General features: G+C 70.7%; 9 protein-coding genes and 1 pseudogene. 1 reads left to right on the top strand and 9 read right to left on the bottom strand.

Going from position 1 to position 13,929, the window contains the following annotated elements:
• Positions 1 to 58: 58 nt before the first annotated feature.
• From CcI49_RS00355 to CcI49_RS00380, 5 genes are all read right to left on the bottom strand, one after another.
• On the bottom strand, positions 59 to 619 hold the full coding sequence (locus tag CcI49_RS00355; RefSeq protein ID WP_054564360.1) for an ATP/GTP-binding protein: 561 nt from the start codon (positions 617 to 619) through the stop codon (positions 59 to 61).
• A gap of 112 nt (positions 620 to 731) precedes the next feature.
• Entirely contained in the window at positions 732 to 1,133 is a 402-nt protein-coding gene (locus tag CcI49_RS00360) for a DUF742 domain-containing protein (RefSeq protein WP_076823611.1), read from the bottom strand.
• A 32-nt stretch (positions 1,134 to 1,165) separates the two neighbouring features.
• On the bottom strand, positions 1,166 to 1,615 hold the full coding sequence (locus tag CcI49_RS00365) for a roadblock/LC7 domain-containing protein (RefSeq protein ID WP_006544034.1): 450 nt from the start codon (positions 1,613 to 1,615) through the stop codon (positions 1,166 to 1,168).
• Positions 1,612 to 3,465, bottom strand: coding sequence for an ATP-binding protein (locus CcI49_RS39445; RefSeq protein ID WP_083749224.1), 1,854 nt, complete (start codon positions 3,463 to 3,465; stop codon positions 1,612 to 1,614). Before CcI49_RS39445 ends, CcI49_RS00365 begins: the two co-directional genes overlap by 4 nt.
• A 1,610-nt stretch (positions 3,466 to 5,075) precedes the next feature.
• Complete coding sequence (locus tag CcI49_RS00380) at positions 5,076 to 5,516, bottom strand: hypothetical protein (RefSeq protein ID WP_076823613.1); 441 nt, start codon at positions 5,514 to 5,516, stop codon at positions 5,076 to 5,078.
• Positions 5,517 to 5,941: 425 nt separating this feature from the next.
• Here CcI49_RS00380 and CcI49_RS00385 point away from each other — a divergent pair, with 425 nt between their 5' ends.
• The gene (locus CcI49_RS00385) at positions 5,942 to 8,671 is read left to right on the top strand and encodes a BTAD domain-containing putative transcriptional regulator (protein WP_076823614.1); all 2,730 of its coding nucleotides are present in this window, start codon (positions 5,942 to 5,944) and stop codon (positions 8,669 to 8,671) included.
• 29 nt (positions 8,672 to 8,700) lie between these two features.
• On the opposite strand, the gene recQ is transcribed toward CcI49_RS00385, so the two are convergent.
• The 4 genes and pseudogenes from recQ to CcI49_RS00405 form a co-directional block, all read right to left on the bottom strand.
• Positions 8,701 to 10,623, bottom strand: a complete 1,923-nt coding sequence (recQ, locus tag CcI49_RS00390) for a DNA helicase RecQ (protein WP_241839832.1) — start codon at positions 10,621 to 10,623, stop codon at positions 8,701 to 8,703.
• Between the two features lie 121 nt (positions 10,624 to 10,744).
• A complete protein-coding gene (locus CcI49_RS00395; RefSeq protein ID WP_076823615.1) occupies positions 10,745 to 12,475 on the bottom strand; it encodes an APC family permease in 1,731 nt (576 codons plus the stop codon).
• Positions 12,476 to 12,710: 235 nt separating this feature from the next.
• Entirely contained in the window at positions 12,711 to 12,956 is a 246-nt protein-coding gene (locus CcI49_RS00400) for a hypothetical protein (protein WP_076823616.1), read from the bottom strand.
• Positions 12,957 to 13,534: 578 nt separating this feature from the next.
• Positions 13,535 to 13,891: pseudogene (locus CcI49_RS00405) on the bottom strand (MFS transporter); the annotation flags it as partial.
• Between the last annotated feature and the right edge of the window lie 38 nt (positions 13,892 to 13,929).

Below are 13,929 nucleotides of genomic sequence, written 5' to 3' on the forward strand. Positions count from 1 at the left end.
GTGCTCGGTGCTGGCGACGGCGGTGCCGGGGCCGGATTCGGTGTTCCGCCGCGGTGGACTACTCCGTCGTGAGCGACATCGTGTGTTCGACGAGATCGCGCAGAACCTGCGCGGTCGAGCCGGAGTCCCTGGCGTCACAGGTGACGAGCGGGACCTCCGGCCGCAGGCCCAGTGCCTCCCGGACGTCGGGAACCTCGTGCCACAGTTTGCCGTCGAAGCGGTTGATCGCGACGATGAACGGCAGCTCGGAGTCGTTCTCGAAGTAGTTCAGCGCGGTGAAGGACTCGTCCAGGCGGCGGCTGTCGACGAGGACGATGGCGCCCAGCGCGCCGCGGGACAGGTCGTCCCACAGGAACCAGAAGCGTGGCTGCCCCGGCGTGCCGAAGAGATAGAGAATCAGATCCGGGTACAGCGAGATGCGGCCGAAGTCCATGGTCACGGTCGTGGTGCTCTTGGCCTCGCTCCACGACAGGTCGTCGATGTCCTCGCTGGCCTCGGTCAACCACGCTTCCGTGCTCAGCGGCGGAATCTGGGAGACCGAGCGGACGAGCGTGGTCTTRCCGGCTCCGAATCCACCGGCAATCACGATCTTGGCTGAAATGGCCGGCGGTTGGGACATGTCCTCCGGTGCAGGCGGCCTGGTGGTCGACGCCTCCTGGGCCGCAGCCGTCGGTGTGGTCGCGGGAGCCGGTGGACCTGCGGTGCCTAACCGGCCTACGGCCGGCGGTGGGTCAGGCGGGGAGCTCGCGCAGGCCACTGAGGATCCTCTCCAACACGGTGTGATCATGGTCGAAGGTGTCGGCGGTGGGATGGAGGAGGACCGCTCCCTGCGCGGCGAGATCACCGACCAGGACGCGCACGACCCCGAGGGGGATCGAGAGCAGCGCGGACAGCTCGGCGATCGAGAGCCGCCCCCGCGCCCGCTCGTAGAGCACCCGGGACTCGGGCATGAGGGATTCGCTGAGCGCCGGGTTGTACTGCGGAACGGAGACCATCGTCTCCATCAGCAACGGGTGCTGCGTCCGGGTACGGCCGCCGGTGAGGGCGTACGGGCGGATCCGTCGGCTCCGCGAGCCCTGCTTCTTCTCCGGTCCCGGTTCGTTCCGCGCGCCGCCAGCGGAACTGGTCGTCATGTCGGGCGTTCCCGGCTCGTGACCCGCCCGGCTCAGCTCAGGCTCGGCATCTGGGGCGCCACCAGCACCCGACGCAGATCCGCGCGCCGCTCCGGGGTGAGCGCGTGGCCGGCGTGCAGCACGAACTGGGTCATCTCGTAGGCGACCACCTTCATGTCACAGTCCGGTCCGGTCAGCACCGCGAGGCCGGCCCCGTCGTTGATGGCCATGAACAGGAAGTAGCCACCGGTCAGGCGGACGATGATCTGTTCGCAGGTGCCCTTCGAGAACAGCTGGGCGCTGTTGCGGGCAAGGCTGATCATGGCGCTGGCGATCGCCGCGAGCTGGTCGCGCTCCGCCGACGAGACGCCGTCGGAGGCGGTGAGGGACAGCCCGTCCGCGGAGAGGATCAGGGCATGGGTGACGCCATGGACCTTGCCCACGAAGTCGTTGATCAACCAGCGGAAATCAAAGTCCGCCGGGCGGTGGATCTGATCCGTCACAGGTCCTTTTCCCCTCGCTGGTGCTTGTGCGCAGTCCGTTCGCCTTCGGTGAAGGCGTCGAGATCCGCGAGCAGTCTCGCGTGGTCGGCGGCTCTGCGTTCGGTGCGAGCCGCCGGTGAGTCAGAGTCGGAAGCGTTGGGCTCGTGGCCACGGGGTCCGCTGCCGTTGAGCTTCGTTCCATCGAGCTTGGTGCCGTTGAGCTTGGAGCTGTTCAGCCTGGTGCCGTTGACGCGGGTGTCGCCGGGTTCGTTGCCGTCCAGCTTGTTCCTGTCCGGATCGGATTCGTTCGAACCGTGCTCGTGCACGCCAGGTGCGTCTGTGTCGATCGGTAATCCGGTCGTTGTCGGGTCGGTCGTTGTCAGGTCCGTCGTCGCTGTGCCCGCATCCGCATCCGTGGGCTCGGCAGCAGTGGACTCGGCAGCTGTGGACTTCGCCGCCGTCTGCGGTGCTGGTGCGTCCGCTGCCGGCACGTCGGCCGCGGCAGGGTGCGCCGCGGCACCGGCCGGGGGGCTCGCCGGGTTTCGCAGGCTGCGGGATACGCGGCGAGGCAGACCGGTCGCGGTCGTCCCGTCCGTCAGAGCATGCGGGGGTGGCGGGCCGGCGGGCAGGCCTGCGCCGTCACCCGCGCTCGGGACGGGCCCGGTAGCCGTGGTGGCGTCCGAAGACGTCGGTTTCGCCGCCCCACCGAACAGCGTCGATGGCGGTTGCCGTTGCTCCGTGCCCTGACTTGTGTTTCCCATCCCGGCTGCGCGGCGCAGGGCCGACAGTCGGAACGCGTTGCTGTGCGGTGCGGGCAGCGTGGCGCCGGGAGGTTCGGGGCGCCCGCGATCGGAATCGGCCTCCTCACGGCTGCGCACCGTCTGAGTGCCTGACCAGTTGCCCTCGGGGAGCTCACAGACCAGCCCGGACGGAATCAGCACTGAGGCGGTCGTACCGTGGGGCTGGCGGGAGTCCAGCCAGATCCGCAGGCCGTGCCGAATCGCCAGTCGGTGGACCACGGCCAGACCCATGTGCCRCACGGCGTCGTCATCCAGGACGGGCTCCTCGGCCAGCCGCGTGTTGAACTGTTCGAGCCGTTCCGGGGGCAGGCCGATGCCTTCGTCCTCGACCCGCAGCAGGGCGCTGCCGGTCTCGGTGAGATGGACCCCGACGCGCACCGGCGTGGTGGGCGGGGACGATTTGGTCGCGTTGTCCAACAGTTCGGCGAGGACCCGCCCAAGGTCCTCAGCGGCGAACCCGATGATGCCGAGCGAGACCACCTTGCCGATCGTGACCCTGGAGAAATGGTCGATGGAGGACATCGCCGCGCGCACGACATCGACGAAAGCGGTGCTGTCGGCGGCGTCCTCGCTGGCATCGTGGCCGGCGAGCACGCGCAGGTTCTCGGCATTGCGGCGCAGCCGGGCGGCGAGGTGGTCGAGTCGGTACAGCTCCGCCAGCCGGTCGGCGTCCTCCTCCGCACTCTCCATCTCCTCGAGCTGGGAGAGCAGAAGATCGACGAGGTTGAGGTCACGAAGCGCGATGTCCGCRCAGATCGCGGAGAGCACCTCGGCGGTGGTGGACGGCTCGGACGCTGTGGGCGGCCGGGATGTCGCGGGTGGCTCGGGCGCCGTCGCGGCGAGTCCGGGGGAGACCGTTGTACTCGGGAGCGCGCGCCGCTCGAGCCCGACAGCCCGGATGCCGGGCCGGGTCGGGGCCACCGCTGAGACGATGGTGGGCTCGCTGCGAGCCGCCTCGCGCGTGGGCGGGCTCGGCGCGTCCTCGAGGGCGGGCCGATCGGTGGTGCTGTCGCGGGATGCTCCCAGGAGCGCGCGTGATCGGTTGAGCAGATCTCGTGCCCGCGTCGTCATCGCGTCCCACAACTCTCGTCGGGTCTGGGAACCAGCCGCCTCCGGTGGCCCCGTTGGGAGGCTATGCAACCAGAAAGTCTCGTTTATGTTCAACTGCGACTTTTGGCGATCATCTCCCTGATGCTCCGGTGTGTTTCCGATGTTTTCGGTTTGATTCGTCCGGGTACTCCGAAGGGTCGCGGTGCGTAAAGACGGACTCCGCCGACCCGTGTGTGCAGGTGCACGTGCAAAAGCCGCCCAGGATGGTGGGGTCCGAACGAACGGGCAGGCGAACGAGCAGGCGAACCGGTAGACGGCCAGGTAGTGGCTGCATCCGACGGCCTCGCATCCGACATCTCGCCTCCCGAGGTGTCCGGCCCGCCGCGTGGCCCGCACGTCGCGGCACCGCGTCCGCGCCCGTCACCGTCGTTGGGTGTGGTGTGGGTGTCAGGTCCGACGGCCTCCTGGATACTCCGGGTGCGGATCAGGCAGGCTGACCATCTTCGCTATATCAACCCTCGAAGACGTCGAAATGCAACGGGACGATGCCGGCTAGTCCGACCGGGCGGCGGACCCCAGGGATATGAACTGTGACCACCGCGTCAACCTGGTATCGGCCGGCCGGGCGCCCCGAGTCCGCCAGGTGGATCGACGTCGCGGCTCCGGACACGGTGCCGCGGGCGCGAAGCGGCGACGGCATCTCCTGGCCGACGCCGATCTGGGCGCTGGAACACGCCGCACCAGAATGCGGCATGGATCTGGTCAGCGGGCTCACCCGGGCGACGGCCCGGAATTCGAGCTGGTCTGACCGGTGTGGCGACGGCCTTTCTCCAACGTGTAGAAAGAGCCGGACATCAAAGGGAGATCCAGCCGTCGGCGAGCTCGGCCTGACCTCGGCAAGGAGATCCAGGTGGGTCGGTGCGATCTGGGGGATATCGACCGCGGCGCTCGTCCGATCTCCGCTCCTGGGCGGACGGATGAGACCTGTCAGCTGGGATTCGACAAAGGTAACCAGCTCGGCGGGCCGCCAGGACGGCCAGCGTGCTTCGTCCTGCCCCCGCACCGCGCGGATGCTGGTGCTGCGGACCCCGTCCGCATCGACCAGGAGTCGAAGCACGAAACTTTCCTCACGCTGTCCCTCCCCGGTCGGTTCCCCGCCGCTTTCGGCCTGCGGGTGGGACGTCTGCGGACCCTCGGCGTGCTGTTCTCCTGCCGGGTCGTCCGTTGCGGGAAACCCGGTCTGAAGGGGGGTCTCGCCTGTCCGGGTCCCCGTCGGATCGCGCTGTTCACCGGAATATCTCATGTCATTCTCGCTGACGTGTTCGGTGGCGGTTGTGGGCAAAGACTCGACGCGCATTCAGGCGGGCCCTGTGGTGATATCGGAGATCGTCGGGGCCGGCAGGTGCCCGGCGTTCTCACCGCCAGGCCCGTGATTTCGCGCCATCGGGGCCCTCGCGGGTTCACACCTGCGTTCGTGCGGCGCTTCGTCCCTTGTTCCGGTGTTCGCGCGCCGGTGGGGGCTGCCGGGAGGCCGGCCGCGCAGGGGCGTGCTGTGGCGCGTCCCGGCCGCCAAGGTGCGGCGGCGGCCGGGACGCGTGGTCTCCAGGCAGGTCACCGTCGCTACGGGTCGGCTACGGCTCGTAGATGTGGAGGTAGCGCGGCTCGGTGTCAGCCGCCAGCGGGAATCGACGCTCGGCGGCGACCGGGCTGACCAGGGTGAACTTGACGAACGCGCCGATCTGGTAGATGCCGGGCGGCAGGCTGCCGGCGGGTATCTCCCGCTCGGTCTCCGCCTGCGAATAGACGTGCCTCCCGAAGACCGTGGACTCCTTACGGGGCGCGATCACATACGGCGGGCGCGGTGCGTCGACTGCGTTCGCCCAGTATCGGACCTCGTAGCTGAGGAAATCCTCGAGCAGATGGAGGTCGGGGGTCAACAACGAGAACTCGACCCACAGCTTGAACGGGTCCCCCAGCTCGATGATGCTGGGCGGGTTGATTCCACTGTCATCGGCGATCTGGACGACATCGCTGATCTCGATCTTTCCCTGTGGTTCTCCGGATCGTGGCACCGCTCGGTGTCCCCTCATGTCGGTGTTGTCGCTCGCCGCCGGGCGAGCCGGGTATGCACTCTGTCTAAACGGACCCGATTAATGATCTTGCTGGTCGGGCTTAAGGCTCGGCGCGTTCTGGTTAAGGGGCCGGGTCGGGGGTGCCGTCGGTCGATCACCGCTGGTCAGTGAGCTGGAATCACCCGTGCTACTGGGTGGCGAGTTCTTCGTCGTCGCCGATGGCGAGGTGCGCCAGGAACCCGGCAGCCTGGTCGCCGCAGGAAACAAACGGTCATCCCCGTGGCGCACCATGGCCGGCACAGGCGTCTGGACGGTTGCTCTCGTCGCCAGGCCGGCGGAAAGACGGAGTATTTCTGATCCGCGGGTGATAAAGATGTTGCCTGCTGCTCGACAGCGCTTCCGGGGGATGGGCAGCTGGGGGACGTATGCTTGCGAGCAAGATGCTGGAGCCCGTCGCGGGCCAGGCCGTGGCCACGCATTCGGTATTCACGGAGGCGGCGCGCGGCGGCGTTACCGTCCTTGTGGCCGCACCGGGAAGCCTGCTTACCGAGGGTTTGGCGACAGCCCTGACGGAAGTGGGGCGGCGGCCGGTCTGGCTGCGCCTCGGTGTTGAGGACCGCGACCCCGCGACCCTGCTCATGACGATGGTGGCCGCGGTGCGGCGCCAGCTACCCGGCTTCGGCGCCGCGCTGCTGGCACGGTCCGGTGCGTGGCCGGGGTCGATCTTCGGCTGGGACGGGCTCTACCAGGCCCTCGGAGCGGTGCTGGCCGACCAGCTCCCGTCGGACGCGGCGCTGGTCCTGGAGAACGCGGACCGCGTGGACCCGCACGGTCCGTCCCTGGAGCTGGCCTGCAGACATGTCCTCCCGGCACTGCCGGCGGCGACGCCGCGGGTCGTGATCGGGCACGCGACGCTGCCGGGCGTCGGTGTGCTGAAAGCCGACCGGGTGCCCACCGCTGCGCAGTTGGAGGCGCCTGATCCCGCGGTCGCCCTGCCTGCCGGTCTCGGCCGGTGGCGGTGGCGTGCCGCCACTCTGCTGCGCCGGTCCGCCGCCGTCCGCGCCGTGCTCGCCTTCGCCCGATCGTCGCTCACGGACAGCGAGATCGTCCGCGTCTTCCGTGCCTCCTCGCTGCCCGAGGTACTGACAGCGGTGGCTCAGACAGCCCTGTCCCGCGTTGACGCGGGCTCGCGCCGCGCCCTGGCCCGGATCCTGCGGGTGGGCTATGCGGCGGTGGACGACCACGATCACGAACACGACCGCGTGTACGGAAAGATCCAGGGGCCCTGGTTCCAGCCACTCGTCGGCGGCTGGTCGCGCATCCGGACCGTCTGGCAGGCGCCGCTGGCCGCCGCCCTCGCCGGCGATGTCCACCTGGACCGTGACACGGAGCGCGGGATCGCGCTCGGCCTGCTGCGGCGCGGTGCCGTCGAACGCGCGATTCCGCTGCTTGCCGGCCTTGACGATCAACCGACCCTGGTGTGGGCACTGCGCCAGGTGGCTGACGACATGATCGCCAGTGGTCAGTGGGGCACCCTCGGGCGTTGGCTGGACGGGCTTTCCGCCGATGTCCTGGAGGCCGAACCGGTCCTGCTGGACGCGGCCGCCCACGTCGCGTTCTCCCGAGGCCGGACAGATCTCGCCCGATGCTGGCTCGACATGACGGCAACGGCCGGGCAGCGCCGGCAGGATGCACCGCGCCGGCAGGAGGGGATACCCGGGCTGCCCGGGCTGCCCGGGCCGTCCGGGCTGCCCGGGCCGTCCGGAGCGTCGGGGCAGCACGGTCGTCACGGCCATCGCGGGGAGCACGGGCCGCCCGAGGCGGCCTCCCGGCGGCTCCTCGCCGCCAGCCGGCTCACCGCGATCACCGGTGATCTGGCTGGCGCGACCAGCCGGGCCGAACAGGCCGAGGCGCTCGCCCGGGTGTCCGGCGACGCGACGGTGGAGGCCGCCGCGGCCTGGCATCTGGGCGGGCTCCATGTGCTGGGCGGCGATCCGGAGACCGCGGCGGGTTTCTTCCAGGCCGCTGTGAAGGCGGTGCCGACGGGACCGGCCAGCGGATCGCCCATGGTGGCCGAGGCGGACCGGCTGGTTCGGCGGGTCGTCGACCTCCGCCGGGACAGGCGTGAGCATGCCGCGGCCGCGGCGGAGCTCGCCCGTTCGGAGGAGGCGACCATGGCGTTGCTGCGCGCCCACCTGTCCACGGCGTTCAGCGCGCCGAGGTTCGCGGAGGAACCGGGCCCGGCGGCCGGTGCCGCCGCGGCTGGCGAGGCAGGTGGCGATCCGGCCGGTGCGGGCGGTCGGACAGCGACCGGGTTGTCGGTGGACCTGAGTTCGGTGGACCTGAGTGTCGTCACGCAGCGCCGTCCGGCCGACGCCGCGATGGACGGCTGCGCCCGGCCGGAGATGGTCGTCCATGTCCTGGGCCCGCTGTCGGTCGCGGTGAACGGGCGGCCGGTGGCGGGCTGGGGCTCACGGCAGCGTGCGCTGCTGGCCTACCTGGTGTTGCACCGTGCGGACACGCCTGTGCGCGAGGTCGTCATGGAGGCGTTCTGGCCGGGCGTGGATCCCGCCGCGGCGCGTAACAGCCTCCAGGTCGCGGTCTCCGGCCTGCGCCGGGTGCTGCGGGAGACGACCCGAGGCCCGGTCGTGGTGTTCGAACGCGGCATCTACCGCCTTGCCCCCGACGTGGCGGTCTCCGTCGACGCGGACGTGTTCGAACATCATGTGCGGGCGGGACGGCGGCTCACCGACCTGGGACGCCACGACGACGCGGTGGCCGAGTGGGAGGCGGCGGTCGCGCTCTACCGCGGCGACTTCCTGGCCGGCACGCGAACCGACGACTGGATGGTGCTGCCGCGGGAGCAGTTCCGCCTGACCCATCTTGAGGCCCTCGACCAGCTCAGCTCGCTGTACTTCGGCACCCGGCGTTACGCGATGTGCGCGTTGCTGTGCCGGCAGATCCTCGACCGCGACCCGTGCCGGGAGGACGCGCACCGCCGCCTGATGCGCTGCCACAGCCGGCAGGGCCAGCCCCATCTGGCGCTGCTGCAGTTCCGTACCTGCGCCGAGGTGCTGGCCCGCGAACTGCGGGTGGCCCCGGGCCCGGCGACGATCCGCCTGCAGGAGAAGATCCGCCGACACGAGCCGATCTGAGTTGATCTGAGCCGCGCCCGGCGGCGAGGTCAGGCCGGCTCCGGCTCGGTCACCTCCGGTTCGGTCGGTTCCGGTTCGGCAGGGTCCGTCCCGCTGGGCTTCTCGGCCTCGGTGAGGGTGTCGAGGATCTGCTGCCCGAACTTGGCGAGCTTGTTCTCGCCGACACCGCTGATGGCCGCGAGCTCCGGGAGCGACGTCGGTGTTCGGGTGGCGATCTCGCGCAGGGTGGCGTCATGGAAGATCATGTAGGCGGGGATGCCCAGTTCCTTGGCGGTCGCCCCCCGCCAGGACCGCAGCCGTTCGAACACCGGCTGCGCCTGCGCGGAAAGCTCGACCGGCTCGGCGCGACGGGCCTTGGGCGCCGCGCCGCCTCCGCCGGCCGTACGGGGCGCACGCTCGGGTTCGCGCCGCATCGACACGACCCGCTCCTTGCGCAGGACCTCCGCGCTCGTGTCGGTGAGCAGCAGCGTGCCGTGCTCGCCCTCCACCGCCAGCAGCCCCTGCGCCAACAGCTGGCGGACGACTCCGCGCCAGGCGGCCTCGCTGAGTTCGGTGCCGATACCGAACACGGTGAGTGTGTCGTGACTGTGCTGGCTGACCTTGGGGGTACGCCGGCCCAGCAGGATGTCGATGAGGTGGCCGGCGCCGAACTTCTGCCGGCGTTCCCGCTGCAGCCGCAGTACCGCCGAGAGCAGCTTCTGCGCGGGCACGGTCGCGTCCCAGGACTGCTGCGGGTGCAGGCAGGTGTCACAGTTTCCGCACGGGGCCGACAGCTGCTGCCCGAAGTACGACAGCAGCCCGATGCGGCGGCATTCGACCGTCTCGCACAGCGCGAGCATCGCGTCGAGGTGGTGGCTGAGGCGTCGGCGGTGCGCGGCGTCACCCTCCGAGGACTCGATGAGCCGCCGGAGCTGGACGACGTCCTGCAGGCCGTAGGCGAGCCACGCGGTGGCGCGCTGACCGTCCCGACCCGCGCGGCCGGTCTCCTGGTAGTAGCCCTCGATCGACTTGGGCAGGTCGAGATGGGCGACGAACCGCACGTCCGGCTTGTCGATACCCATCCCGAAGGCGATGGTCGCGACCATCACCAGGCCGTCCTCGCGCAGGAACCGGGCCTGGTGCTCGGCACGGATCCGCGCGTCGAGACCGGCGTGGTAGGGCAGTGCCGTGATGCCGTTGGCGACCAGATAGTCCGCCGTCTTCTCGACCGAGGAGCGGGACAGGCAGTAGACGATGCCCGCGTCCGCCGCGTGTTCGGTGCGCAGGAACTCCAGCAGCTGCGCCTTCGGCTCCCGCTTCGCCACCATGCGGTACTGGATGTTGGGGCGGTCGAAGTCCGCGACGAAGTGCTGGGCGTTCTCCAGCCCGAGCCGGGTGGTGATCTCCTTGTGAGTCGCCGGCGTGGCGGTGGCGGTCAGCGCGATGCGCGGCACCTCGGGCCAGTGCTGGCGCAGCTCGGACAGCAGCAGGTAGTCGGGACGGAAGTCGTGCCCCCACTGCGCGACGCAGTGCGCCTCGTCGATCGCGAACAACGCGATCTCGCCCCGGTCGAGCAGCTCCGCGGTGGAACGCAGCCGTAGCCGCTCGGGGGCCAGGTAGAGCAGGTCGAGCTCCCCGGCGACGAACGCGGCCTCCACCTTGCGGCGTGCGGCGTCGTCCTGGGTGGAGTTGAGGAAGCCCGCCTGGACGCCCAGCGCGCGCAACGCGTCCACCTGGTCCTGCATGAGCGCGATCAGCGGTGAGACGACCACGCCGGTGCCCGGGCGCACCAGCGCCGGAATCTGGTAGCACAGTGACTTGCCGCCCCCCGTCGGCATCAGCACCAGCGCGTCACCACCGCCGACGACATGCTCGATGATCTGGCGCTGACCGTCGCGGAAGGACTCGTAGCCGAAGACCCGGCGCAGCACATCGGTGGCGTCACGCGGGGTCCGAACGGATGGCAGGGTCACCGGGCCACTGTAGAAGGGGCGCCCGCGGCGGCGATGACGGGCGGGGCGTCTGTGGACAACGTGAAACGGTCTGGTCGCCCTGGTCGCCGCACCGGTCGGCCCAGCAGGTCAGGCGGGGCAGTCAGGGGATGCGCGCGCCGGGCACGGTTCCGTCCGGCACGGGATCCGCGCTGGCGCGCCGCGGCGGGCAGACCGCGTCGATGAGGTGGCGGGTGCGGGCGGCCGGCGGCGCACCTCGTACGGCCAGCTCGAAGACGCCCAGGCAGAAGACCGAGAGCACCACCAGGTCGACCCAGAACGGGATCACGCCCCGGCCGCCGAACTGACCGAGCCAGGAGATCAGGACCACTCCGCCGAGCCAGGGCGCGATCCACAGCGCGGCCCGCCACTCCAGCGCGGGCCACCGGTCGGCCGGCTGGGTCGCGCGGTACAGGGCGAAGACCACGAAACCGACGACGATCGCCGCCGCGAGCTTCCGGTCGTTCTCCCACCCCGACCAGTAGACGATCATGTTGGAGGCGACGAACGCCGCACGGGCCAGCACGTTCGCGGCCGGCAGCCGGTACGGCCGCGGCCGGTCCGGGTCGGTCCGGCGTAGCACGATCAGCGCGATGGGCACGAATCCGTACATGACGAACGTGGCCGAACTGATCAGCCTGACCAGCTGCTGCCAGCTCGGGAACGGCAGGAACATCAACAGGCCCACGACACAGGCGATCGCGATGGCGACGACGGGCGTCCCGTGGCGGTTCAGCCGGCGCAGGGCGCTGGGCAGTGAGCCGGTCTCGCCGAGCGAATAGGCCAGCCGGGACGACGTGCCGACGTAGATGAGCGCCGTGCCGCCCGGGGAGACCACCGCGTCGATGTAGAGGAGCGCGGCCAGCCAGGTCAGGGTGAGCCCCTGCGCGAGGGTCGCGTACGGCCCGTAGTCCCCGGAACCGACCGGATGGGACCAGCCGTGGAGGAGCTGCGCCGGGTCGAGCGCCCCGAGGAACGCGATCTGCAGTGCCAGGTACAGGCCGGTGCCGAGCAGGGTAGCGATGATGATGGCCCGCGGGATGTCCCGGGCGGGGTTGCGGGCCTCGCCGCCCATCTGCACGGCCTGCTCGAAGCCCTGCAACGCGAACACGACACCGGCGGGCAGCGCCGCGAAGATCCCGTGCGCCCCGAACGGCGCGAAGCCCCCGCCGGCGTGGAAGTTTCCCGGCTGGAACGAGACCACGCACAGGGTCACCACGGTGAGCAGCGGAACCAGGAACTTCCAGACCACGGTGACCGCGTTCGTCGCGGCGAGGCGTCGCACCCCCAGGACGTTGATCGTGGTGAACACCAGCATGGATGCGGCGCCGATCGCGAGCCCGGTTCCGGTAAGGGTGCCGTCCTGCCTGATCAGGCCGGGAAACTCGTTGTTCAGGTACGACAGGGCGGCCTCGACCTCGATCGGAGCGAGCGCCACCGCCTGGATCCAGGCCAGCCAGCCGGCGGTGAACCCGGCGAGCGGGCCGAGGGCGAGATGGGTGTAGCGGGCGCTGCCGCCGGCCACCGGGTAGGTCGCCCCCAGCTCCGCGTGCACCAGCGCCAGGATCATCACCAGGACGCCGGCCATCATCCACGCGACGATCGCCGCGGGGCCGGCGGCCTGGGCGGCCGTGAGCGCGCCGAGCAGCCAGCCGGAGCCGATGATCGATCCGAGCGAGACGAAGGTCAGCGCGCTCAGACCCATGTGCGGGCGCAGCGCGGACGGTCCCGTGCTGCCGGATGCGGTGTTGGTCGGCGCGGTGCCGCCGGCTGGCGTGCCGGGTGCGCTGGTCCGGCCACCCGGGCTGGTCGGACGGCTCTCGTGAATGGACACCCGTCCTCCCGCCCGACGACGCCGCCGAATCGACCCGGCCTGGCTCAGACCGTGCGGTCTGGCCCGGGCCTCTTACGGCTGCCCGCCGAGCGGCCCGGACCGCCAGTGTCAGCCGGATCCCGGCGGCGCGCCCGCCGAGCCTGGCTCGTTCAGGGGTCCGGCCGTGCCCCCTCCGCAGGCACGCCAGCTCCGACGAACGGTCACAGCGAGTGCGGGGGACGGCTCCGGAGCGCTGTCAGGACGCTGGTTCCGGATGGGCGTCCAGCCAGGCCGCGGCCGCGGGGGAGAGCTCGGGGCGGCTGCTGCCGGGCGGGTGCCAGATCAGCCCGCGGCGGGCCAGCGGCCGGGCGGCCACCGTGACATTCTCCTCACCGAGGGTGTAGCGATCCGAGTAGGGCCCGCGCCGCCAGCGGTACTCCACCCGGCGGGCGGCCACCGCCCGCAGAATGACGGCCTCCTCCGGAGTGACCCTGACGGCCATCGCTGCCTCCTCACACTCGGCCTGCCCTGACTATGCCCCCAGGCGCCGTGTTGTCCGGCCGGCCTCGTCGGGTCGGTGTCGCCTTCATCCGCTTCGTGCCACGACCTGGTCCTCCGACCTGCACCTATTCGGTCGGCGAGCCGTCTGACCTGCGATTTTCGCTTTCAGGCAAGGGTGGCGCGGCCAGTCCGAAGAACCGCCCAACGGGTGCCCTTGACGCGGGCGGTGTCTGCCAGATCATTTGGCGCCCAGCGGGGGAAGGGCATCCGCCAGGAGTGGCCGGGCCAACCCCGCCCCGCTGGCAGCTGCCGATGGTCCTCGACATGCGCAAGGGCGCGGCTCAACCTATTGAGCCGTAGCCTCGGCGCACTGTTTACGGGCGTCCACCGACGTCCATCGGTGCAGGCAGCAGGCTCGGTGATGTCCACCCACGTCCATGGCCGTGTGCCCGGGTTGCAGTGCAACCGCAGTACGGGGCTCGGCTGGTCACGGCCACAGGGCGTTCGCCCATCTCATCGATGTCCTTTCCGCGGGCTGAGGGACTTCGGAAGTCGTACTGCCTCGGCAGACGCCGCACGACGAGCGATCACGACGCCGGCGCCGCCGGCGAAGCCCTGGAGCAGCCGAAAGCCGGTCAGCGTGCCCATTCCCGGTGCCAGCGCGCACAGCGCGGACATCACGGCGAAGGCTCCCACGCCGATGATCAGGGGCTGGCGCCGTCCGAACCGGTCGCTGACCGGTCCCACGACGAGCTGGCCGAGGGCCAGCCCCACCAGGCAGGCCGTCACCGTGAGCTGGGCCGCCGAGTCGGTCGCGCCGAGGTCGTCGGCGAGCTCGGGCAGCGCCGGCAGATACAGGTCCGTGGCCAGCGGGCCGAACGCCGACAGCGCGCCGAGGACGATCAGGACACGGCCCGAGACCGAGCTCTGCACCACAGGGAACCCTTCAGCACGAACAGCTGGATGTGCGGTGG

Origin of the sequence: Frankia sp. CcI49 (assembly GCF_001983215.1) — a bacterium.
In the GTDB taxonomy this organism is placed as follows: domain Bacteria; phylum Actinomycetota; class Actinomycetes; order Frankiales; family Frankiaceae; genus Parafrankia; species Parafrankia irregularis.

Bases quoted from the DNA above. Each gene is read 5' to 3' on its own strand.
- CcI49_RS00360 (WP_076823611.1), bottom strand. From the start codon at position 1,133: ATGACGACCAGTTCCGCTGGCGGCGCGCGGAACGAACCGGGACCGGAG.
- CcI49_RS00385 (WP_076823614.1), top strand. From the start codon at position 5,942: ATGCTTGCGAGCAAGATGCTGGAGCCCGTCGCGGGCCAGGCCGTGGCC.
- CcI49_RS00400 (WP_076823616.1), bottom strand. From the start codon at position 12,956: ATGGCCGTCAGGGTCACTCCGGAGGAGGCCGTCATTCTGCGGGCGGTG.